This is a genomic window from Rhodococcus sp. JCM 9793 (assembly GCF_055380405.1).
This window is the reverse complement of the sequence record NZ_AP043721.1, coordinates 4,513,163-4,534,412: the sequence shown is the minus strand read 5'-3', so window position 1 is coordinate 4,534,412 and position 21,250 is coordinate 4,513,163. Positions and strand designations below refer to the sequence as shown.

Below are 21,250 nucleotides of genomic sequence, written 5' to 3'. Positions count from 1 at the left end.
CTTAAGTATGTAGTTAGTTACTAGTAACTTGATGTCCATGACTCGACGTCAACGAATGAGCGGACCAGACCGCAGGCAGCAGATCCTTCGGATCGCCGCAGACGAGTTCGCAGGCGGAGGCCTGCACGGGGCCTCGGTGGAGAACATCGCTCGCCGAGCCGAGATCACCCAGGCCTACGTCTTCCGAATCTTCGGGACAAAGAAGGCCTTGTTCGAAGAAGTGATGGTCACAGCATTCGACCGACTGACAGACGGAATGAGGGAAGCCGCTGGAGAAGAGACCGGACGCGAGGCACTCGCCCGCATGGGCAGCCGTTACAACGACATGCTCACCGACCGAACATCCCTCCTGCTCCAACTTCAGGGCTTCGCCGCCTGCGGCGACCCAGACGTCCGCGACGCTGTCCGTGCCAGCGTCGCCCGGATGTGGTCGGTCGTGACCGACACCACCGGCCTCGACCCGGTCACGGTCAAGTCGTTCGTCGCCTTCGGCATGCTCCTCAACACGGGAGCGGCTCTACAAGCCCACGAGGTCGACGCGCCCTGGGCCGCCGGGATCACGACCCATATCCACGCCGGACTCTTCGACCACATCACCGACGAGAACAACAAATGAACACACCGGCGAGCGCGGCCGAGACGCACGAGTCGCGACTGCTGGTCCCGTCTTTGGTGTTCATCGCGCTCGTCGTCGCCGCGATCGGCAGTCTCGGTGCGCCCTTGATCACCAGCGTCGCCACCACACTGGATGTCTCCCTTGCCAGCGCGCAGTGGACCCTGACGATCACCCTGCTGGCGGGCGCTGTTGCCACCCCGATCCTCGGGCGTCTCGGAGCGGGCGCCCACCGACGGAGCACTGTCCTCGCCACACTCGCGGTCGTCACCGCCGGCAGCCTGCTCACCGCGGCACCACTGCCGTTCGCGTGGCTACTCGTCGGCCGCGCCGCTCAAGGCATCGGCCTGGGCCTGACCGCACTGATGATGGGCGTCGCGCGCGATCATCTGCCCGAAGGCCGCGCGGCAGCCACCATCGCACTGCTGTCCGTCGCGTCAACCATCGGTATCGGTATCGGCTACCCACTGGCCGGGCTGCTCACCGAACTCGGGGGCATACGCACTGCCTACGGTCTCGGCGCTGTCGTGACCGCGATGGCGTTTCTGGCGGCTTGGCGCAGCGTCCCCACCTCACCCGCAGTTCGATCGGCTCGAGTCGACCTGCCCGGCGCACTCCTACTGACCGGAGGACTTGTCCTCGTTTTGCTCCTGGTCAGCGAAACCGGACTATGGACCCGGCATCTGGGCCTGGCAGCCTTCCTTACCGTCCTCGCGGTGCTTCTCCTCGCAGTCTGGATTCGCACTGAACTACGCTGCACCGCGCCGCTGGTCGATGTGCGACTCCTCCGGCACCCTGCGGTCGCAGGCGCCAACGCCGTCATGCTCGTCGGCGGTATCGGGATGTACCTGCTGCTCACCCTCGTCACCCGCTACGCCCAAACTCCCGGCGACGCTGGATACGGCTTCGGTCTGACGACCTTCGTCGCCGGACTCGTGCTGATTCCGTTTTCTCTGCTCGGCTTCGTGGCTGGCAAAACCACCCCCCGCATGCGCCGATGGTTCGGTGCGCCGACCCTCCTGGCGACCGGCGCCCTCGTCGTTCTCGCCGCGTTCGCAATCTTCGCCGGCGCACGCTCGAACTTCGTCGAACTACTGGTCGCGATGGCGATCCTCGGCTTCGGTGTCGGCAGCTTCTCGGCCGCTATGCCCGCTGTCATCCTCGCAGTCACTCCTCAGCGCGAGACCGCGAGCGCCATGAGCGTCAATCAGGTCGTCCGCAGCATCGGCTTCTCACTCGGCAGTGCGGTAGGTGGCCTGGCGCTCGCCGCTGGCACCCCTGTCGGTGACCTGTTTCCCACAAACGACGCCTACACCGCTGCGGCATGGATCGGCATTGCGGCGATGACGGTCACGGCACTGATGTGTACGGCGCTCGGCAAGATATCGAACAAATATTCGCATTGATCTTGAAACTCGAATGTCAGTTCTATAAAATTCGGTCATGGGTGGGGAACTCTGGAAACTCGACAACAAGCAACTGATGGCCGAGGCACTCGCCGTCTCCGCCGAAATCCATGCGTCGCAGGTGCAGCGAGTGGATCTGATGATCGCGATGTTCGAACGCGACACCGTCAAAGACCACGGCTACCGCAGCCCCGCCCACTGGCTCGCCGCAGCAACGAACCTCGAACTCGGTGAATGCCACCGCATCGAATCACTGGCTCGTCTACTACGACTCGAACCGGAAGTGCGTGAGGCATACAGCTCGGGGCTGCTCGATGCAGACAAAGCTCGCCAGATCGCGTACTTCTGCCAACACTACCCACGGAATATGAACCCCTGCGACTTCGAGAAAGCCCGCACCATCCTCATCGACCACGCCAGCAAGACCGTCGCCACCAAAGCCACCGTCCGAGCGCTGATCCGCCGACTCGAACACCTCTACGGCACCGGCGACGGACCACCACCCGGTGAGGATTCCACACGCAACGAACTGTTCGTCTCCACCACCCTGCGCGGGCGTGTGGTGATCGCAGGCGACTTCGACGCCGTCACCGGCGCCCGCCTGCGCCACCTGCTCTCACCACTGTCGGCACCGAGGCCCGAAACGAACGGCATCACCGACGACCGACCGGCCTCCAAACGCACCGCCGATGCGTTCGAGCAACTCTTGCAGTGCGTCGAAGCCGCCGGGCTCGTCCCCGTCGAAGGTGGTGTGAAACCGCACGTGACGGTCACCGCGTCGATCACGGATCTGACCAAGAACACCGCCGTCAAAGAACTCTTCGCGAACTCCCCGGAACAGGGCTACGTCACCGAACCGTGGGCCGGACCGTTGTCGATCGACACCGCCCGGATGCTCGCCTGCGACTGCCAGGTCACCCGGATCCTGCTCGACGAACACGGCGTGCCGTTGGCGCACGGCCGGACGCACCGTTCCGCGACGGTCGCGCAACGCCGCGCCCTCGCAGTGCGAGACGGCGGATGTGCTTTCCCGGGGTGCACCACCCCACCGGCGTGGGCGGATGCCCACCACATTGACCACTGGGTCGATGGTGGTGATACCGACCTCGACAATCTGGTGCTGCCCTGCGGACATCATCACCGGTTGATGCATCACGCCGAGTGGGAAGTCGAGATGACCGAAGAGCGTCGGCCGCAGTTCATTCCACCCGCGAGCATCGATCTGTTCCGGACACCGATACCCGGGAACAGACCGGAGTTGGTCGCCTAGTTCACACCAGATCATAAAGACAGCCACCGCTGCCCTGCGTCAGGTCAGGTGGCCGAGATCTCCGAGAGTGTGCAGCGTGCGGTTGTGGAAGACGTCGTCCTGCTCGAGCACCGTGATGCTTCCAGGGCCGGCGCGATAGGCCACATACGCGCATGCGCTGATCGGAAGTCGCTGCCAGGCGGCAATGACCCAACTGAGCGAACCACCGTGGGTGACGACAATGCGATGTTCCGTGTTGTCGGCGGTGATTCGATCCATGGCTCGGTAGACGCGAGTGACACATTCGAGCTTTGTCTCCGCTCCTTCGATTCCTTCGTCGTGATCCAAGCGTTCTCCGACAGCAGGCGGAGCGACGAAATGCGCGTCGAGCCACTCCTGCGGACGCCCACCCGCAACTCCGTAGGACTTCTCCCGCAGGTCCGAAAGGAGGGTGGGTTCGACGTCGAATACTTCCGCGATGGGGCCGGCGGTCTCGGTCGTACGGGCGAGATCCGACGTGTACAAAGCCGGAACCGAACCGAGGGGAACGAGGTCCCACAGTCGTGCCGCGATCGCGTGCGCGTGAACCACTCCACGCCGGGTGAGTGCGGAGTCGTACCAGCCGCCGACGAGACCGTCGACGTGATGGGTCGCCTCGGGATGGGTGACGACGTAGATGCGCTCGCCCATCAGCCGGACCGGTTCCAGAGGAAAGGCGCTGCACCTGGAAGCAGCGGCGTGTGTGTCTTCCGGTAGAGCTCGGCAGGTCTGCCCACCCCTTCGCGGCTGAGTTCGCCCGTTGCTTCGAGGCCGTGTGACAGGTGGCGTCGGAAGGTGTCCTTCGGGAATCGGCGCCCGTAGATCACCTCGTACAGGCGGCGCAGTTCGAGGATGGTGAACTCGTCTCCGATCAACCCCGACGGATCGACCGCCGTCGAATAGCGGCGACGGAGATCGTCGACGGCGAGGGTGACGATCTCGGCGTGGTCGAACGCGAGTATCCCGGTATCTGCCACCGCTACCGACTGTGCGCCGGTGGGGAAGCGCTCGAACGGCACCACTGCGTTGTGAGCCATCGACAGGACCCAGCCGCGGTCGTCGCGCTCGGGATCATCGAGCATTGCCATCTGGTGGAACTCCACGCTGTCGAATCCGGCTTTGTCGTGGAGTGCACGACGTGCGGCGTCGGCGAGACGCTCACCGGGATGCAGGAATGTCCCGGGTAGCGCGCGTCCCCGCGGATGATCGACCACCAGCACTTTCACGGTCTCATCGATGACGGTCAGTACGGCCACGTCCACGGCGACCGAGGGGCGCGGATAGTCGGTGAGTGGCTTGCTCGGTGACCCGGGATTCTTGCTCACGTAGACATTAAATCAAACATGCGCTAACTTCATTAGCGCAATACTGAGCAAAGGGGGGCCTTGTGGAACTGGATATGCAGCAGACGGATCGTGTCGCGGGAGTGCTCGTGGCAACAGCGGCAGGCGATGCGCTCGGCGCGGGATACGAATTCACCTATCCGCGACCGGACCTCGCGATCGACATGATCGGCGGAGGTCTGGGCCCGTTTGCGCCGGGGGAGTGGACCGACGACACCTCGATGACCCTCGCCATTGCCGAGGTATCCGCCTCGGGACGAACGATCGGGCACGGCGAAGGGCTCGATGCCGTCGCAGCGCAGTTCGTGCGCTGGTACGACACCCACCCGAAGGACATCGGCAACCAGACGCGGGCCGTGCTCTCCGCGCGGCCGAGGTCGGCCGCGGCGATGCGGCAGTATGCCCTCGAACTTCCGGGACGCAAGGCGGGCAATGGGTCGCTCATGCGCACCGCGCCCGTCGGCATTGCCTACCTGCACGACGCCGACGCGTGTGTCGCCGCGGCCGGCGACATCAGTGCCCTGACCCACAACGACCCTCAGGCCATCGAAGCGTGTCGCCTGTGGTCGTACGCGATCCGTCACGCCGTGCTGCACGGCAACTTCGACGGTGCCCGACTGTATCTCGACGGAGCATCCGACGAGGTGGCCGATTTCTGGGGAGGACTCCTCGACGAGGCCGAGAAGGCAGATACTGCACAAGTATTCGACAAGAACGGCTGGGTCGTGCACGCACTGCAGGTCGCGTGGTGGGCCATCACCCACACCGATGCCTCAGGACCGGATCACCTCGCCGACGCACTCGAGTCCGCGGTGCGCGCGGGTGGCGACACGGACACCACCGCCGCAATCGCCGGCGGCCTCCTCGGCGCCCGCTGGGGCGCATCGGCGGTGCCGGAACGATGGAAGCAGATGCTTCACGGATGGCCCGGCTACCGCGTCGACGGACTCATCGAACTCGCGTCGAAGACGGCCGCGAACACGGCGGGCTAGGAATCCGGTTCAGGAGGGGGCCTGGTCATCGGGTTCGACCTTCTCGGTCTGCTCGCGGTCGGTGGGATTCCCCGGAACTCCCTCCTCGTCTCGTTCCTTCTTGACGTTCTCTTCCATGTCGTCGATGAGCCGAGACAGGTTGTCGCCGGTCAGATCGTTGTCGTGTGCACGTCGATCGGGGTCGGACATGGTCTTCCTTTCGTCGTGCGGGTCTTTGCGTCCGACGGTACCCGGCTCGGTGCGCCGGGAAACCCCTCTCACGAACGAGTCGGTGCTTTCCCATCGAGGAACTGTGCGGCGAGCGATGCGGGCATCGGCTCGTGCCGCAGATAACCCCGAGCGAAGTCGGCGGTGCCCTGAGTGATCGCGCGCAGGTCGATCGGGTAGCGGCCGAGTTCGAGCTCGGGCACCTCCGCGCGCAGCAGTGCGACGCCCGGGCCGGGAGATTCGGTTCCCAGCACCCGGCCCCGGCGTGCCGATAGATCGCTCAGCACCGACCCGAGATGTTCCTCGGGCACGGTCACCCGCACCGCAGCGACCGGTTCGAGCAGTCGGGTCTCACCGTGGGATGCGGCATCGCGTAGCGCCAGGCCGGCGGCTGCCTGGAATGCGGCGTCGGACGAATCCACCGAGTGGGCCTTGCCGTCGACGAGTGTGACCCGCACATCCACCATCGGATTACCTGTCGCCACCCCCTTGGCGGTCTGCGCCCGCACACCTTTCTCCACAGACGGAATGAACTGCCGCGGAACCGCGCCTCCGACGACACGTTCCTCGAATACGACCCCGCTGCCCACGGGGAGGGGCTCGATCTCGAGGTCGCACACCGCGTACTGGCCATGTCCTCCCGACTGCTTCACCAGGCGCCCGTGCCCCGAGGCCGGAGCCGCGAACGTCTCGCGAAGTGGAACACGATGTTCGACAATATCGACCTGCACTCCGTGTCTGTTGCGGAGCCGGTCGGCGACCAGCTCGGCGTGTGCCTCCCCGGTGCACCACAACACCACCTGATTGGTGTCGGGATTCTGTTCCACACGCACCGCGGGATCTTCGGCCGTCAACCGTGACAGGGCCTGGGACAGCTTGTCGTCGTCGGTGCGTGAATGCGCCTCGATCGCCAGCGGGAGGAGTGGTTCGGGTATCGGCCACATCGCAAGGTCGGCGGGGTGATCGGGGTCGTGGAGCGTGTCACCGGGGCGCGCGGTCGCGAGCTTGCCCACGCACACGAGATCACCCGACACGGCCTCACCGACGGGGCGCTGCTGCTTGCCGAACGGATTCGTCAGTGCGGGGATGCGTTCAGCCGAGTGGTCGCTTCCTGTCAGCGTCGCCGTCGTGTCCGGGCGCAACGTGCCCGCGTAGACGCGGACCAGGCTGATCCTGCCCACGTACGAATCTCCGGTCACCCGAACGACCTGAGACACGAGTGGCGCGTCGGGATTGCATGGGGGAGCTCCACGCAGCCGGTGGGTGGGGTCGGGGAATCCAGTGACGATCAATTCGAGCAGCTCGACGGCGCCCACGCCAGTGTCCGTTGCGGGAATTGCGGGGTGCATTGCGCACGAGAGAATTTCGCGAGTGAGGCCGTCTTGCAAGGAATCCGGATCGAGCTCTTCGCCGGAGACGAACCGTTCCATGAGTGTGTCGTCCTGACCGGAGATCGCCTCGACCAGGCTTTCGCGTGCGGCGTCGGAAACCGGACACGGACCGGGTTCACCGTAGCTACGGCCGGTCAGCAGGCCCATCGACCCGACCGGACGATCCCCGTCGAACACCGGATAGAACAACGCGCGCACCGTGTCGGGGCCGAGACCGAAGGCATCGTGGCACTGCTCGAGCAGTTCGTCGTAGCTGTGCCGTGCGATGTCGAGTTTGGTCACGACGATCGCGCGTGGAATCTTCTCTTCGTCACATTCGCGCCACAATGCGCGCGTCGCGGCAGTGATGGGGTCGGTGGCCGAGACGACGAAGATCGCGGCGTCGGCGGCGTGCAGCCCAGCGCGGAGATCGGCATCGAAATCGGGGTGGCCGGGCGTGTCGATCAAGTTGATCTTGATGCCCTTCCATTCGAGGGGCAGCACAGCCAGCTGCACCGAGCGCCGGTGCTGTTGCTCGATCTCCTCGTAGTCGGACACCGTGGTGCCGTCGACCACGCGCCCCGCGCGACCGATCGCTCCCGACGCGAAGGCCAGCGATTCCGCGAGTGTCGTCTTTCCCGTGGCGCTGCATCCGACCAGCGCGACGTTGCGAATGGCGTCCGGCGTTTCCGCGACGGGTGTCTGCCGGGTGCGTGATGCGGTGCGATCGGACATCGACCTGCTCCTCGTGTTGCCTCCGCCCAGTTTAGGCAACCGCACCCGCTCCGCGGGTCGTCTTCGGCGCGCCCAAGATCGTGGGCGACTGCAAGACACTTCGTGGTGTCGGAGTGGCAACAGCTCGGTCTCGAGTCGCTCGCGATGCTAACGGGCAGGGCGGCGGGGCCGACCACACCCATGTCGGGGTACCCACCTTTCGATCGTCGAAGGAGGCACCCACCATGCGAGCACCCTCACGCATCCTCTCCGCACTCTTCGGGGCGACACTGATCGTCGCTGTCGCCGGCGTTGCGGGCGCAGAACCGTCGGGGACGGACGTCGAGCCCACCGCCACCACGACGACCAGCGCGCCGGCACTCCCCACCACCACGGTCGGGGACGATGTCAGTGATCCGGAGGTCACGTCGCCCGTCACCACACCGCCCGTGACCACACCGTCCGATCCAACGACTCCGACCACACCGCCACCGGATGTCGGGATCGAGATGGGGACGGTCGCGATCCGCGCGGCGACGCTGTCCGACGATCAGCCGATCGCGGGCGTGTCCGTCGCCGTTGCACGTTGTGAAACCGGGGAGATCGTCGGTACACCGGCAACGGGCCCTGATGGAACCGCGAGCGTCTCCGTCTCGCTCGGGTGTTACGTGGTGTCGCTGGCGGGTTTCCCTGACGGGTACGACCCCGCGTCGGCGGGTCCGTGGCAGGTCGATCTCACGACCCCCGGCCAGGTCCAGAACGTGGGATTCGTCTTTGCTCGTTGGACGCCGCCCGGTGAGGGCACGATCGCGGTCCGGGCCCGTCACGTCGATGCCGGGAATCCTGTCGCCGGTGTGACGTCGTCCGTAAGGTCCTGCGTCGACGACGTGCCGTACGGCTATCTGACCACAGACATGAATGGCAATGCGTCGGCGCAGTTCCCGCTGGGTTGCTACGTAGTGGAGACGACGACGATCCCGGCCGACACGGCACTCGTGTACGGCGGCCCGTTCACTGCGGAACTCGACGCCCCCGGCGTGGTTCGCACCGCAGAGTTCACGTTGAACTTCTCGCTGCCACCGGAGCCACCGGTACCGACCGCGCACGGCCGCATCGTCAAGATGGACAGGATCTCCGGAGAACCGTTGGAGGGGGCGATCTTCGTGGTGGGTCCGTGCCAGTCGGAGTGGAGCCATCGGGAGGTCAGCGGGCCTGACGGCCACATCCCGCTCGCCCTCGTCCCCGGATGCTATGTGGCGAAGGAGATCGCTGCCCCGGATGGTTACATCGCCGACACCAGGCCGATCACGTTCTACGCGACGGAGAACGACTTCTTCACCGTTCAGGCGCTGAACATGCCCGAGCAGCAGGGGCCGATCTTCCGCAATCCTGCGGTGCGCGTCCCCATCCGCTCGATTCCTGCCGGGCCGGTGGAAAGGAACTGAGATGCGTTCGCGCACAGTCATCGCAGCGCTGGCGGGGGTTGCGCTCCTCCTCGCCGGCGGCTGCGCCGAGGCCACAGAGTCCGTCGCGGACTCCGCGCCTCGGTCGACACCGCAGGAACCGGGCAAGCACGACATGCCACCTCCGGTCGTGGTGATCGCCGACGATCCGGCCGCTCCGATCACGCTGACGATCGGAGACACCTCGGCCCCGACCGACCCGGTCGCGACCGATGCCGCCGGGGTACTGCTCCCGCCGCAGGACGTGTCGCGGCTGGGGTGGTGGGCTGATTCGTCGCTGCCCGGATCGGGCGCAGGCTCGATCGTGGTGACCGGGCACATCGACGACATCGCGCAGGGCGACGGTTTTGCCGCGCGATTCGCAGGCCTGTCCGAGGGCGACGAGGTGGCTCTGGAACTGGGCGACGGATCGTCGCGGCGGTACCGGGTCGATCGGGTGATGAGCGTCGGTAAGGACGGCGAACTACCCCTGGGCGAACTGAACCGCCTCGACGGCCCTGAAACCCTCATGCTCGTGACCTGCGGTGGGGAGTTCGTCGGGCCGCCACTGGGGTACGCGAACAACGACTTCGTGTTCGCTACGCCCCTGACGTAGCCGAGCCCTGCCCCGGTCGGGTCGAGTGTCCGGACGAGTGACGGGGGAAGCTGAACAACGAGCCCTGAATCAGCATCCTGACCGCATGATGCGTGGCCTCGTATTGCTCGGGGGTCGCCGTCGCGGCGTGGTCGTGCAGGCCGCGGAGGACCGTGAAGATCGCGTCGGTTGCCCCGTCGATGTCGGTGTTGAGTATGCCTTCCTCGGCTGCTTGTTCGACGATCCCGGTAATCACGCTGTGCAACGACGTGAAGATGACGTCGCTGTTCTCACTGAGATGGAGGTGCTCGGCGTTCTCCATTCGCAGCGCCCGATCGAAGGCCACCGAGTGAGGGTTCTCGTACAGAACCGCCGCGCCTTCGTCGAAGACGGCGAGGAGCTTGTCCAGAACACCCTCGGCGCGGTCTGCGGCGGCAGCCAGACGTGGAAGGGACACTTGCGCGATCTCCATGAAAGCCGCTTTGACCAACTCGGCCTTGTTGGGAAAGTAGTGGTACAGGCTGCCACTCGTGATGTCCGCGTACCGTGCGATCTCGCGGATTGTCGCTCGCGAGTACCCTACTTCGCCGACGCAGCGCATCGCGGCATCGAGGATGCGACGTCGCGTTACCTCGCTCTTGGTTCCGACCGGCCGGCCCAGCTGCGATGACGCGGACGACAACGGGCACCTCCGGGATATGTGGACCGAGTCCCAAGCATTGCATGCCCGCCGGCGCAGTGCCCGAGTAGGCGGGCGCCTGCGGAAGAACCGGGCATTGACAACCCTTTGTGTGAGCTGCATCATTTGGAATCAATCACGCGATTGATTCTTGTGCTCGCGCAGCCCAGCGAGCAGTGTGAGGCTCACTCGGCCTGCTCGGCCGAGCCGTACCAGCTGTCCGATCTGCTTCAGCTTTGCTTCAACATCCGTGTCACCACGCATCGTTCGTCGAATGTGAAGGAGTGTGCAGCCATGACGTCCACACAGCCCGTGACGTCGAATCGCCCGGGGGACTGGGTCGATACCGCGCCCCGACTCGCTGATCTCGAACCGGGACGCTTCAATATGGAAATTTCCACCGATCGCTATGTCTCGCCTGAAGTTCAGCAACGCGAACGTGAGTCGATCTGGATGAAAATCTGGCAGGTGGTCGGCCGCGAAGCAGACCTGCCCGAGGTGGGGGACTGGAAGGTCTTCGAACTGTTCGACCAGTCGTACATTCTCGTTCGCGGTAACGACGGTGTCGTCCGCGGCTTCGTCAATGCCTGCCGGCATCGCGGCAACCCCTTGTGTAACGGCAGTGGGAATTCCAAGCGTGGTTTCCTTTGTCAGTACCATTTGTGGTCCTACGATCTCGAGGGCGCGCTGAAAGGGATCCTGGCGGAGAAAGACCTAGCCCCGATCGACAAATCGAAGAACTCGCTCATTCAGGTGTCAGTGGATACCGCAGCGGGATTCCTCTTCCTCAACCCGGACCCGAAGGCAGAGTCGCTCGGCGACTATCTCGGTGCCGAAGTGCTCGACATGCTCGAGCCGTACCACCTCGACCGGATGGTCACCGTCATGGATGTGCGCGAGAAGATCGACTGTAACTGGAAAGTCGTAGTCGATGCATTCTCCGAGGGCTATCACATCTCCGGAATTCATCCGCAATTGTTGCGCGTCATGACAATCGAATCGGAGAAGAGTAGGTATCGCCTGCTCGAGCGTCACGCGGTGTCGTGCTCACCGTTTGAGGTCGCGCACGTCGACAAGTACACCCCCGAAGAACAGGTTCAGGGGATTCGCGAACTGCCCGAGACATTTCCGTCCCTCATGCGGGTTCTCCCACGGTTCGAGGAAATCGTAGACAGTCACCGAACCGACGGCGAACCCCTGTCCTTCCCGGATGGCGTCACGGCGCGGACGATCCTCCAGAAGGCCACGCGTGAAGTTCTGACAGAGACCGGCCTCGACGTCGACGGCCTCACCGACGCGCAGATGAGCGACAATCACGGCTGGGTCCTGTTCCCCAACTTCTTCATGACCGTCAGGGCCGGCGAAGCCACTGTTATTCTCGCGCAGCCGGATCCGGAAGGGGATCCCAATCGGTGCGTCTGGCAGATCATCAGTTTCATGTATTTGCCCGACGAGATGACGGACGCTCTGCGTGCGACACCTCTCGAAGTGAAGGAGCCCGGCGAGTTCAAGTACTTCGAAGCACTCCAACAGGACTACGAGCAGATGCCCCGCCAGCAGCGAGGCCTGCGGAACGAGGCACTCGATCATCTGTTGCTGGTGTCGGAGGAAGTCGTCGTGGCGCACTTCCATTCGGTCCTCGACCGGTACCTGGCGGCGGGCGCGGACGCCTGACGGGGTTCTTCGCTTCGAATGCACTACCACATCACCTCGAGGGGAAAGAAATGGACTTGCACGAAATTGCTGACGTTGCGGACGGCTACACCGGAAAAGCCCGCACAGTACTCGAGTACAGCCTTCTCATGAAGTCACTCGTGGAACTCGCCAAAGGGCCGGGATTCTCGAAAGACAGCTGGGCGCCGCTCGCCGACATCGTCGCCACCGATGAGTTCGTCCGGGTCGGAAACTTCAAGGAAGTGATGAACTGGCCCGAGTACGTCGACTTCCTCACGAACTGGGCCACTGCCTCCACCTGGGAGGGTTCGTTCAAGCGACTCACCGAAACACCCGACCTCGTCATCCTCGAACTCGAGGAACGCAGCAGTGTCGGAGATTTCTCCAGCGTCGTGAATTCTGTATCGGTCTACGAATTCGACGACGCGGGAAAGATCAGCCACATCGATGTCTACCTGCAGATGGCACTCCCCGAAGGCGCCATGCTCGGCAGTTATGAGGACGTCCGGATCTCCGAATGAGTTCTCTTCCACCCCAACAGGAAACGACCCACCGTGAAAGGACATCTATGACTCCCGAAGAGCGCATCACACAGCACCGCCGGTTGGCCGAGAGCTATCGGAACGCCTACCTGCGCGAGGGTGTGAAGGACGGCGAAGAGTACACCGACGAAAACGGGCACGATGCATGGAAGTTTGCCGACGGTGCGATCTACACCTCGCCCTACTTCACGGGTGACGAGACTATCTTGATGAGCGAAGCGCTCGTCGACACCGGCCGGGCAGCGACGATGGAGGCCAAGGCATATTCGCTCGTCTTCCCCGAATGGAAGCCGACCAGTTTCGAATACTGGCCCGCCGACAACGGAGTTGTCTGGAAGACCCGGTGGCAGGGAACCACCGTAGAGGGAACCTCGATGGGCTTCTATTCGTACAGTTTCATCGAAACCAACGAGAACGCCGAGATCACCCGCTGGGAAACTCACGTCAACGACGAGTACAGCCCGTTCCTCGAAGCTGCGATCGGTGTGAGTGGTCCGTTCCACGGCAACGCCGAGTACCTCGAGGCGCTCGAACGATGCCTCGAAAAGGCGGGCGTCACCGTCTGATTCGGTTTCTCGCTCGGGGGCGGCACCGCCGCCCCCGAGTCTCTTCCAGGTGTGAAAGGAACGCTCCACATGGAGTCCGTAGCGTTATCCCCGTTGTTCGGCACAGAATTCCGCAGGATCGAGAACCTCGACGACGACGTCGTCGTCGCCCGGGTACTCGAAGCCCTGAAATGGCGGGGTGTCGTACTCATCCGCGGCCTACACCTCGACAATGATGCCCAGATCGCCTTCAGTCGTCGGCTCGGCGAGGTAGTGGAGCCGGTGAAGAACGAGAAGATCATGACGGTCTCACTCGATCCTGAGAAGACGGCGTCGGCCCAGTACCTCAAGGGCACCTTCAGCTGGCACATCGACGACACCACCAACAAGGTTCCGGCGAAAGCCACCACGCTGACCGCACGGCAGGTCGCTGAAGTCGGTGGCAGAACCGAGTTCGCCAGCACGTACGCAGCGTACGAGCAAATGTCCGAGCACGAGAAGAAGCGGTACGAGGGGCTGCGCGTTGTCCACAGTTTCGAGGCTGCGCAGCGCACCGTGTATCCGGATCCTACCGACGAGCAGGTCGAGTTGTGGCGCAAGCTCCCGCAGAATGAATCATCGCTGATCTGGGATCGTCGTGACGGGCGGCGTTCGCTGGTGGTGGGTGCAACAGCAGATCATGTGGTCGGAATGGATCCGGATGAGAGTCGCCGGCTGCTGGACGACGTACTGGCGTGGAGCACGCAGAAGCAGTTCTCCTACCTGCATGAATGGGAGGTCGGGGATCTCGTCCTGTGGGACAACACCGGGATCCTGCACCGCGCCGAATCCTACGACTCCGCGTCGGGGCGGTTGATGCAGCGAACAACGATCGCGGGAGACGAGCCATGGACGTGAGAACGGCTGTTGTCACCGGGGGTGGATCAGGGATCGGCCAGGCCGTGGCTGCCCGGTTACGCAAGGACGGACATCAGGTGGCAGTGTTCGATATCGCGCCGTCAGGTCAGGAGCTGGAATACAAGGTCGATGTGACCGACCGTGTCCAGATCGACCGGGCGTTGACCGAGGTCCGCGAACGGTTGGGACCTGTGACGATTCTCGTCAACGGTGCGGGAGCCGAGGTTTACAAACGGTTCATCAACCTCACCTGGGAGACGTGGTCGCGGGCGATCGATGTCAACCTGCACAGCGTATTCCACTGCACCCAGGCAGTGCTGCCCGACATGATCGATGCCGGCTGGGGACGCGTGGTCAACATCTCCTCGTCGAGCACCCATTCGGGGCAGCCATTCATGTCGTCCTATGTTTCCGCGAAGTCGGGGGTCAATGGGCTGACGAAATCGCTCGCGCTCGAGTACGGCCCACATGGGATCACGGTCAATGCTGTGCCCCCGGGATTCGTCAACACCCCGATGCTGCGTCGCGCAGAAGAGCGAGGGTTGCTCGGCGGCACCATCGGCGAGCACATCCAACGGACGCCGGTGCGCAGGGCGGGACGCCCGGAGGACATCGCCGCCGCCTGCTCGTTCCTCACATCGGAGGAAGCCGGCTACATCACTGGGCAGATCCTCGGCGTGAACGGCGGGCGCAACACCTGAACGGGTGTGGTGATGGATCTGCGCCGGAAAACATACCCACGAGGAAAGTTATTCCACGTCGAAATAACGTATTTCAAGAATGAGAATTGCGTTATTGACATTCGAGTATGTGAGTTGCACCATATGTGAGTCGATCGCAGATCGAACGCGCTCGATGTGGTGGGGGGCTACGGGGCAGAGGGGTTGAAACGGCAGCATTTCCGAGAAAGTGCGCGGCGAGTGGCATCGTTCGCTTTGTCAACGATCCACTCTCCCTGGGGTTTTCCGGGCGCGGGGATAGCCCGAATCATCAGCACGGCCGGAAACGGCCCGGATGAAGGACTCGATATTGAAATTGCACAAGGTGGTTGTGGCGTTCGCGGCTCTCGCAGTGCTCGCAACTGGATGTGGTGGCAGGGATGGCGCGGAGGAGATCGACTCCGGCTCGGGGCAATCCGACTCGGTGGCGACAGCGAACTTCGGCGACCTGAGCGAGGTGTGCGGTCCGGGTGACGCCTCCACGGCCTCGGCCCAAGGCGTGACGGCCGACTCGATCGAGGTCGGAGTGTTCTCCGACATCGGATTCACCAAGAACTCCGAATTCGTCGACACCGCGAAGGTCTTCACCTCGTGGTGCAACGAGGCAGGCGGGATCAACGGCCGTGAACTCGTGGCCAACACCCGCGACTCGAAACTCATGGAACCACGCCAGCGAATGATCGAGGCGTGCCGCGACGACTTCGCCCTGGTCGGGGGTGGTGCAGCACTCGACGGGCTCGGCGTCGAAACCCGTCTCGAGTGCCTGCTTCCGAGCTTCCCTGCGCAGGCCGTTCAGGAGAAGTCGGCGGGCGCCGACCTGGAGGTCTCGGCATCGCCGTCGAAGATTCCCGGCTACGACAATTACGCGGGAATCCGTACCTGGTTGATGGACGAGGCGTACCCGGAGTCCAAGGGTGCGATCGGCATGCTGAACGGCGATGCTGCGGTATCCAAGTTGATCGGCGACATCAACCGCGAGACCCTCGTGGACCTCGGCGCCACTATCGTCTATGACGAGCTGTTCCCGCTGTCGGGCGTGACGGACTGGACTCCGTATGCGCAGGCCATCAAGTCCAGCGGTGTTCGCGGTCTCGTCTTCCTCGGCACTTTCGACTCGCTCTCCAAACTCGAGGAGTCCCTCACCAACATGGACTACAAACTCGACTGGATCGACGCCAACAACAACGCATACAACGATCAGTTCATCCAGTTGTTGGGGAGGTCTGCGGACTTCCAGAACAACGTCGTCGACCTCAGCGGTGTCGCTCCACTCGAGAGCGATGAGCCCGCGGTGGAAGAGTTGAAGGCTCTGTTCGACAAGTACGCGCCGGGTGCACAGATCACACTTCCCGCGATGCGCGCGTGGTCGTCGTGGCTGCTCTTCGCAAAGGCCGCTACGGCATGTGGCGACGACCTGACACGAACGTGCGTCTACGAGACGGCACGGGAAGAAACCGCCTGGACCGGTGGAGGACTTCACGTGGCCAACGATCTGGCAGAACCACTTCCGCCGCAGCCGTGCTTCAACGTCGAGCACGCGACGTCCGAGGGATGGGAGCCCGCAGATTTCGGAGCCGACAACGGCCTGTACCGATGCGACATCCCGGCGCGTGAGCTCTCCGACGGAACCTCGAGTGCACCGCTCACCCTCGCCGATGTCGGCAAGAGCATGAACGACCTCGAATGATGGACCAGTTCATCGCTTTCGGAATCGTCGGACTGTCGACGGCCGCCATCTACGCGATCATCAGCAGCGGGCTGGTGGTCACCTATGCCACCACCGGTGTCTTCAACTTCGCGCACGGCGCGACCGGCATGATGGCAGCGTTCGCCTACTGGCAGCTCAGTGTCGGTTGGGGATGGCCCGTATGGCTTGCGCTACCGGTCATTCTGGTCGTGCTGGCACCGCTGTTCGGGATCCTGGTCGAACTGCTCATGCGGCCCGTCCAGGGGCTCGGCGACGCCGAGAAACTCGTGATGACGATCGCGCTGCTGAGCGGGCTCATCGCGCTTGCACGGTGGATCTGGGATCCGATGGAGCCGCGGTCGCTGCCCAGTTTCTTCGCAGATCGGGCGCCGTTCCACATAGGTTCGGCGACAGTCAGCTGGCATCAAGCACTGACGATGGTGATTGCCATCGCGGTGGCGCTCGCGCTCCGCGTCCTGCTGTTCAACACCCGCACCGGCGTCGAGATGAGGGCCACCGTCGACGACCGTGCGCTCGTCGGACTCACCGGAGCAAATCCGGTGCGGGCCAACCGGGTTGCCTGGGTGGCAGGCACGGTGCTTGCCGCTCTCGGTGGGGTGCTGATCGCCTCGATGGTCTCGCTCGACGCAATGCAGCTGTCGCTGTTGATCGTCAGTGCGTACGCGGCGGCGATCTTCGGAAGATTGACAAGCCTGCCGATGACATTCGTCGGAGCGATCGTTGTCGGATGCATGGAGGCGTATCTCGCCGGCTATCTGCCGCAGAACGAGTATCTGCCAGGTCTTCGGCTTGCGGCGCCGGCGATCCTGTTGTTGATCGCACTGCTCATCTTCCCGCATCGGAAACTGCGCGGACGCGAACGCAATCTCACCCAGGTGCCGGTTCCCACCGTACGGGGCACGATCGTATTCGCCGTCGTCATCGTCGTCTTCGGTCTCATGCTGGCGACGGTGCTCGGTGAAGGAGACCTGATCACCTACGGTCAGATCTTCGCGTTCGGTGTGATCGCATTGTCGATGGTCCCGCTCATCGGGTACGCCGGTCAGATCTCGCTGGCCCAATTGGGAATCGCGGGAATCGGTGCCGTGGTGTGCGCCAACTTCGGTGCAGAGGGTCAATGGTGGGCGATACCCCTCGCGATGCTCGTCGCGGGTGCGATCGGTGCGCTCGTGGCGCTGCCCGCACTTCGGCTGTCCGGGGTGTATCTGGCCTTGGGTACCGGGGCTATCGCAGTGGTACTCGATCGGTGGATCTTCCCGATGGCCTCGCTCGAGCTCTTCGGGCAGGAGTTCGCCTTCTTCAACATGGGATCGGCAAACCTGGTCGGGCCCAGCCTGTTCGGATTCCATCTCGACAGCACCGCAGAACTGACGGTGTTCGCAGCCGTGTGCCTGGCATTGGCGACCGCTCTCGTCGCGGCTATTCGACGGGGCAAGCTCGGACGCCGCTTGATTGCGTTGCGCGACAGCGAAACCGCATATGCGACATTCGGCGGAAGTCTGCTGCTCATGAAGACCCTGGTGTTCGCGATCTCGGCTGCGATCGCGGGTCTCGGCGGGGCGCTGTACGGGATGCAACTGCAAGCAGTGGCACCCGAACAGTTCAACTTCGTCGCAGGTCTCGGCATCTTCCTGATCGCAGTGGTGGGTGGCCTCGGCGTGGTCGGCAACGGGCTGTTCACCGGCTCGATGATCGCCGGACCGATGAACGCGCTGGTGGCGCTGATTCCGGCGACACAGAACTTCGTACAGACACTCCCGGCACTGGCCGGACTCGCGTACGGATCCGGCTCGGTCGACGACGGTGTCGTGCCGTCTCTGAGAGAACGATTCGACGGTGCACTGCGCAACCCGATCGCGATGGGCTCGCTCGCTGTGGCGGTCGTCGTGCTGTGGATGCTGCGGCTCGCCGACCTGATCAACGGCTATGTGCTCGTCCTCGGGATCGCAATCGCAGCCGCGGCCGCATTCGGGTTGGGGACGCGGCGAGGCCCCGAGACCTACTCGGAGCCCGAGGTCCCCGTCGAATGGTGGGGACTGCAGCGCCCGTGGGACGAGAACGACGAGGAGGTGCTCGAACGTGCCATCGCAACTCGAGGTTGAAAACGTCACTGTGGCCTTCGGGGGACGCAGAGCCCTCGACGGTGTCGACCTTCGGGCCGAACCGGGGCATGTCACCGGACTGATCGGTCCCAACGGCGCCGGAAAGAGCACGCTGTTCGACGTGATCTCCGGGCTGCGCAAGCCGATGAACGGCAGCGTTGCCCTCGACGGCCGGGAGATCACCAAGCTCGGACCGGCCCGTCGCGCGCGGCTCGGGATGTCCCGTACCTTCCAACGGCTCGAACTGTTCGGGCGGCTCAGCGTCCGCGACAATCTGCTCGTCGCAGCCGAGATGGGTCCCGACCGGAAGACGGCGTCCGCGGTTGTCGACGGACTCCTCGATCGCCTCGATCTGCGCGCCATTGCCGACACGACCGCCGATGCGCTGTCGACCGGTATGGGACGCCTCGTCGAGGTGGGGCGGGCCCTGGCGGCACGTCCCAGCATCCTTCTGCTCGACGAACCCGCCGCCGGCCAGGACAGGGAGGAAACCGAGCGGTTCTCTGCGCTGCTGCGTACGGTCGCCGACGACGGCGTGGCGGTGCTCCTCGTCGAACACGACATGGAACTGGTGATGGAGGTGTGCGACACGGTCCACGTGCTCGACCTCGGAAAGATCATCAGCGTCGGCACACCCGACGAGGTTCGCAGCGACGAACGCGTCATCACCGCGTACCTGGGAGCGACATGAACCCGATTCTGGAACTTCGCGACGTCTCCGCTGCCTACGGGAAGATCACGGTGCTGCGCGGCGTGAACGTGAGCGTGATGCCCGGGCAGATCGTGGCGTTGCTCGGCCCCAACGGGGCAGGCAAGACGACGACGCTACGCGTAGCGTGTGGCGCGCATCCTGTCAGTTCCGGCCAATTGCTGCTCGGCGGCCGCGACATGACAGGTGTCTCGCCGCGCGACCTCGCCCGAATCGGCGTGTGCCTTGTTCCCGAGGGGCGCGGGGTCTTTCCCAATCTCACGGTCCGCGAGAACCTCGTGATGATGACGTTCACAGGTCGCTCGATCGAGGAGATCGAGGACATTGCCTACACGCGGTTCCCGATCCTCGGTAAGCGCGTGTCACAGACGGCGGGAACGATGTCCGGCGGCGAGCAGCAGATGCTCGCGCTGGCACGGGGATTGGCCACTGATCCGGCAGTGCTCATGCTCGACGAATTGTCGATGGGATTGGCACCGCGGATCGTGGCCGAGCTGTACGAGCACGTCGCCGAGGCCGCGCGGCAGGGGGTCGCGGTGTTGGTCGTCGAACAGTTCGCCACGGCGGTGCTTCACACCGCCGATCACGCCGCGGTGCTCGTCCGCGGCGAAATCGAGATCGAAGGCCCACCGGACGAACTCGGCGACGAGCTCGCGTCCCTCTATCTAGGAAGTGCATGATGACCGCGACGGAAACACGTGCCGACAAGTTCGCACGCGAGCTGACCGAACTGAAGATCCCTGATCCTGCCGCCGGCCGGTCCGGACTGTGGTTGAAACTCGGTGTTGCGCTGATGGTCCTCGGCCCTGTGCTGGCGATCGTGGCATACCTCATGTCGCACAACACCTCCGATGCGCTCGTCCAGCGCGACGCCATCATCGTCGCGCTGCTCGGGATCGCGGTGGGAGTCGTGGGATCTGCTGTATTCGTGCGATATTCGATCACAGGGTTCTTGCGCTTCTGGCTGGCTCGTCAGTCGTACGAATTCGCTCGGCTCAGTGAGCGACTCCCCGCAGACCCCACCGCACCCTGACTCGGCTGGACCACCCACGTGGACGAGGGTCCACTCTTCGAAAGGAACACCAAGTGCGCACACATTCCATCCGTCGGGCATTGGCGGTCGCCGGAATCGCCGCCGTTGCTCTCGCCGGAGTCGTCGGTTGCAGTAGCGACGATTCGTCGGACGGGACCGACGACACGACATCGACCACCGTCGCCACCGCGACTACAGAGGCCGACGGGACGACAGAGGCCGAGACGTCGGAGGCTGCAGGGGGCGCTGCCGACGCGGAGACGACGCAGGCCGTCACCGACGCCTGGGTCACGTTCTTCAACGGAACGACCCCGCCCGAGACCCGCGCAGGTCTCGTCGAGAACGGCGACGACTTTCTCCCCGCGCTGCAGGGGATGGCCGCAGACCCGCAGGCAACGGCGACCACTGCGACAGTGGAAGGCGTGATGAGCGCGGGCGATGATGCTGCCACGGTCTCGTGGACCCTACTGATGAACGGCGCTCCCGTACTTCCCGACCAGTCGGGTGAAGCGCTGCTCGAGGATGGTCAGTGGAAGGTCTCTGCTGTCACATTCTGCACGCTGCTCGCGATTCAGGGCGACGGTAGCACGGTGCCCGGCTGCTGATCTGCCGAAGCGGCATGGCCGAATGTCAATTTCGTGCACTTAGAGTGTATGAGGGTGACATTCGGCC

General features: G+C 64.0%; 22 protein-coding genes. 17 read left to right on the top strand and 5 right to left on the bottom strand.

What is annotated here, in order from left to right; genetic code table 11:
- Positions 1–55 precede the first annotated feature (55 nt).
- Genes ACZ46K_RS23070 through ACZ46K_RS23060 form a run of 3 tightly spaced genes read left to right on the top strand, consistent with a single transcriptional unit; the run spans position 56 to position 3,289 of the window.
- Entirely contained in the window at positions 56–616 is a 561-nt protein-coding gene (locus ACZ46K_RS23070; RefSeq protein ID WP_054807230.1) for a TetR/AcrR family transcriptional regulator, read from the top strand.
- The gene (locus ACZ46K_RS23065; RefSeq protein ID WP_464744983.1) at positions 613–2,019 is read left to right on the top strand and encodes an MFS transporter; all 1,407 of its coding nucleotides are present in this window, start codon (positions 613–615) and stop codon (positions 2,017–2,019) included. Before ACZ46K_RS23070 ends, ACZ46K_RS23065 begins: the two co-directional genes overlap by 4 nt.
- A gap of 37 nt (positions 2,020–2,056) precedes the next feature.
- Positions 2,057–3,289, top strand: coding sequence for an HNH endonuclease signature motif containing protein (locus ACZ46K_RS23060; protein ID WP_464744981.1), 1,233 nt, complete (start codon positions 2,057–2,059; stop codon positions 3,287–3,289).
- 39 nt (positions 3,290–3,328) lie between these two features.
- On the opposite strand, the gene ACZ46K_RS23055 is transcribed toward ACZ46K_RS23060, so the two are convergent.
- The gene (locus ACZ46K_RS23055) at positions 3,329–3,958 is read right to left on the bottom strand and encodes a histidine phosphatase family protein (RefSeq protein ID WP_054712814.1); all 630 of its coding nucleotides are present in this window, start codon (positions 3,956–3,958) and stop codon (positions 3,329–3,331) included.
- Complete coding sequence (locus ACZ46K_RS23050) at positions 3,958–4,632, bottom strand: NUDIX hydrolase (RefSeq protein ID WP_054807268.1); 675 nt, start codon at positions 4,630–4,632, stop codon at positions 3,958–3,960. Before ACZ46K_RS23050 ends, ACZ46K_RS23055 begins: the two co-directional genes overlap by 1 nt.
- A gap of 62 nt (positions 4,633–4,694) precedes the next feature.
- Between ACZ46K_RS23050 and ACZ46K_RS23045 the strand changes: the two genes are divergently transcribed.
- Positions 4,695–5,642 carry an ADP-ribosylglycohydrolase family protein gene (locus ACZ46K_RS23045; protein WP_464744979.1) on the top strand — a complete coding sequence of 316 codons (948 nt, stop codon included), beginning with the start codon at positions 4,695–4,697 and terminating at the stop codon, positions 5,640–5,642.
- Positions 5,643–5,651: 9 nt separating this feature from the next.
- Here the strand turns inward: ACZ46K_RS23045 and ACZ46K_RS23040 are convergent, their stop codons facing one another.
- Both ACZ46K_RS23040 and ACZ46K_RS23035 read right to left on the bottom strand, forming a co-directional pair.
- Positions 5,652–5,831: a hypothetical protein gene (locus ACZ46K_RS23040; protein ID WP_054712836.1), complete on the bottom strand. Its 180-nt coding sequence runs from the start codon at positions 5,829–5,831 to the stop codon at positions 5,652–5,654.
- Positions 5,832–5,899: 68 nt separating this feature from the next.
- Positions 5,900–7,954: an elongation factor G-like protein EF-G2 gene (locus tag ACZ46K_RS23035; protein ID WP_464744977.1), complete on the bottom strand. Its 2,055-nt coding sequence runs from the start codon at positions 7,952–7,954 to the stop codon at positions 5,900–5,902.
- A gap of 224 nt (positions 7,955–8,178) precedes the next feature.
- Between ACZ46K_RS23035 and ACZ46K_RS23030 the strand changes: the two genes are divergently transcribed.
- A complete protein-coding gene (locus tag ACZ46K_RS23030) occupies positions 8,179–9,378 on the top strand; it encodes an MSCRAMM family protein (RefSeq protein WP_054810762.1) in 1,200 nt (399 codons plus the stop codon).
- A gap of 1 nt (position 9,379) precedes the next feature.
- Positions 9,380–9,991 (top strand): class F sortase, encoded by a 612-nt coding sequence (locus tag ACZ46K_RS23025; protein ID WP_132471178.1) that lies wholly within the window; start codon positions 9,380–9,382, stop codon positions 9,989–9,991.
- Here ACZ46K_RS23025 and ACZ46K_RS23020 read toward each other — a convergent pair.
- A complete protein-coding gene (locus tag ACZ46K_RS23020; protein WP_241996884.1) occupies positions 9,975–10,652 on the bottom strand; it encodes a TetR/AcrR family transcriptional regulator in 678 nt (225 codons plus the stop codon). The genes ACZ46K_RS23025 and ACZ46K_RS23020 overlap by 17 nt on opposite strands.
- A 291-nt stretch (positions 10,653–10,943) precedes the next feature.
- Between ACZ46K_RS23020 and ACZ46K_RS23015 the strand changes: the two genes are divergently transcribed.
- From ACZ46K_RS23015 to ACZ46K_RS22965, 11 genes are all read left to right on the top strand, one after another.
- The gene (locus ACZ46K_RS23015) at positions 10,944–12,323 is read left to right on the top strand and encodes an aromatic ring-hydroxylating oxygenase subunit alpha (RefSeq protein WP_464744975.1); all 1,380 of its coding nucleotides are present in this window, start codon (positions 10,944–10,946) and stop codon (positions 12,321–12,323) included.
- A gap of 50 nt (positions 12,324–12,373) precedes the next feature.
- Positions 12,374–12,844 carry a hypothetical protein gene (locus tag ACZ46K_RS23010; RefSeq protein ID WP_054712805.1) on the top strand — a complete coding sequence of 157 codons (471 nt, stop codon included), beginning with the start codon at positions 12,374–12,376 and terminating at the stop codon, positions 12,842–12,844.
- A 47-nt stretch (positions 12,845–12,891) separates the two neighbouring features.
- Complete coding sequence (locus tag ACZ46K_RS23005) at positions 12,892–13,431, top strand: hypothetical protein (protein WP_132471175.1); 540 nt, start codon at positions 12,892–12,894, stop codon at positions 13,429–13,431.
- A gap of 69 nt (positions 13,432–13,500) precedes the next feature.
- Positions 13,501–14,307, top strand: a complete 807-nt coding sequence (locus ACZ46K_RS23000) for a TauD/TfdA dioxygenase family protein (protein ID WP_054712801.1) — start codon at positions 13,501–13,503, stop codon at positions 14,305–14,307.
- Positions 14,304–15,008 (top strand): SDR family oxidoreductase, encoded by a 705-nt coding sequence (locus tag ACZ46K_RS22995; protein WP_054810078.1) that lies wholly within the window; start codon positions 14,304–14,306, stop codon positions 15,006–15,008. The genes ACZ46K_RS23000 and ACZ46K_RS22995 overlap by 4 nt, the downstream gene beginning before the upstream one ends.
- A gap of 313 nt (positions 15,009–15,321) precedes the next feature.
- Positions 15,322–16,713: an ABC transporter substrate-binding protein gene (locus tag ACZ46K_RS22990; RefSeq protein ID WP_132471174.1), complete on the top strand. Its 1,392-nt coding sequence runs from the start codon at positions 15,322–15,324 to the stop codon at positions 16,711–16,713.
- Positions 16,713–18,836, top strand: coding sequence for a branched-chain amino acid ABC transporter permease (locus tag ACZ46K_RS22985; protein ID WP_464749446.1), 2,124 nt, complete (start codon positions 16,713–16,715; stop codon positions 18,834–18,836). Before ACZ46K_RS22990 ends, ACZ46K_RS22985 begins: the two co-directional genes overlap by 1 nt.
- A complete protein-coding gene (locus tag ACZ46K_RS22980) occupies positions 18,814–19,527 on the top strand; it encodes an ABC transporter ATP-binding protein (protein ID WP_054805434.1) in 714 nt (237 codons plus the stop codon). Before ACZ46K_RS22985 ends, ACZ46K_RS22980 begins: the two co-directional genes overlap by 23 nt.
- Positions 19,524–20,225 (top strand): ABC transporter ATP-binding protein, encoded by a 702-nt coding sequence (locus ACZ46K_RS22975; RefSeq protein WP_054810076.1) that lies wholly within the window; start codon positions 19,524–19,526, stop codon positions 20,223–20,225. The genes ACZ46K_RS22980 and ACZ46K_RS22975 overlap by 4 nt, the downstream gene beginning before the upstream one ends.
- A complete protein-coding gene (locus tag ACZ46K_RS22970) occupies positions 20,222–20,578 on the top strand; it encodes a hypothetical protein (protein WP_464744972.1) in 357 nt (118 codons plus the stop codon). The genes ACZ46K_RS22975 and ACZ46K_RS22970 overlap by 4 nt, the downstream gene beginning before the upstream one ends.
- Before the next feature lie 53 nt (positions 20,579–20,631).
- Entirely contained in the window at positions 20,632–21,183 is a 552-nt protein-coding gene (locus tag ACZ46K_RS22965; RefSeq protein WP_054712789.1) for an MTB12 C-terminal domain-containing protein, read from the top strand.
- Positions 21,184–21,250 lie beyond the last annotated feature (67 nt).

Bases quoted from the DNA above. Each gene is read 5' to 3' on its own strand.
- ACZ46K_RS23070 (WP_054807230.1), top strand. From the start codon at position 56: ATGAGCGGACCAGACCGCAGGCAGCAGATCCTTCGGATCGCCGCAGAC.
- ACZ46K_RS23065 (WP_464744983.1), top strand. From the start codon at position 613: ATGAACACACCGGCGAGCGCGGCCGAGACGCACGAGTCGCGACTGCTG.
- ACZ46K_RS23060 (WP_464744981.1), top strand. From the start codon at position 2,057: ATGGGTGGGGAACTCTGGAAACTCGACAACAAGCAACTGATGGCCGAG.
- ACZ46K_RS23055 (WP_054712814.1), bottom strand. From the start codon at position 3,958: ATGGGCGAGCGCATCTACGTCGTCACCCATCCCGAGGCGACCCATCAC.
- ACZ46K_RS23040 (WP_054712836.1), bottom strand. From the start codon at position 5,831: ATGTCCGACCCCGATCGACGTGCACACGACAACGATCTGACCGGCGAC.
- ACZ46K_RS23035 (WP_464744977.1), bottom strand. From the start codon at position 7,954: ATGTCCGATCGCACCGCATCACGCACCCGGCAGACACCCGTCGCGGAA.
- ACZ46K_RS23030 (WP_054810762.1), top strand. From the start codon at position 8,179: ATGCGAGCACCCTCACGCATCCTCTCCGCACTCTTCGGGGCGACACTG.
- ACZ46K_RS23025 (WP_132471178.1), top strand. From the start codon at position 9,380: ATGCGTTCGCGCACAGTCATCGCAGCGCTGGCGGGGGTTGCGCTCCTC.
- ACZ46K_RS23015 (WP_464744975.1), top strand. From the start codon at position 10,944: ATGACGTCCACACAGCCCGTGACGTCGAATCGCCCGGGGGACTGGGTC.
- ACZ46K_RS23010 (WP_054712805.1), top strand. From the start codon at position 12,374: ATGGACTTGCACGAAATTGCTGACGTTGCGGACGGCTACACCGGAAAA.
- ACZ46K_RS23005 (WP_132471175.1), top strand. From the start codon at position 12,892: ATGACTCCCGAAGAGCGCATCACACAGCACCGCCGGTTGGCCGAGAGC.
- ACZ46K_RS23000 (WP_054712801.1), top strand. From the start codon at position 13,501: ATGGAGTCCGTAGCGTTATCCCCGTTGTTCGGCACAGAATTCCGCAGG.
- ACZ46K_RS22990 (WP_132471174.1), top strand. From the start codon at position 15,322: ATGAAGGACTCGATATTGAAATTGCACAAGGTGGTTGTGGCGTTCGCG.
- ACZ46K_RS22985 (WP_464749446.1), top strand. From the start codon at position 16,713: ATGGACCAGTTCATCGCTTTCGGAATCGTCGGACTGTCGACGGCCGCC.
- ACZ46K_RS22975 (WP_054810076.1), top strand. From the start codon at position 19,524: ATGAACCCGATTCTGGAACTTCGCGACGTCTCCGCTGCCTACGGGAAG.
- ACZ46K_RS22970 (WP_464744972.1), top strand. From the start codon at position 20,222: ATGATGACCGCGACGGAAACACGTGCCGACAAGTTCGCACGCGAGCTG.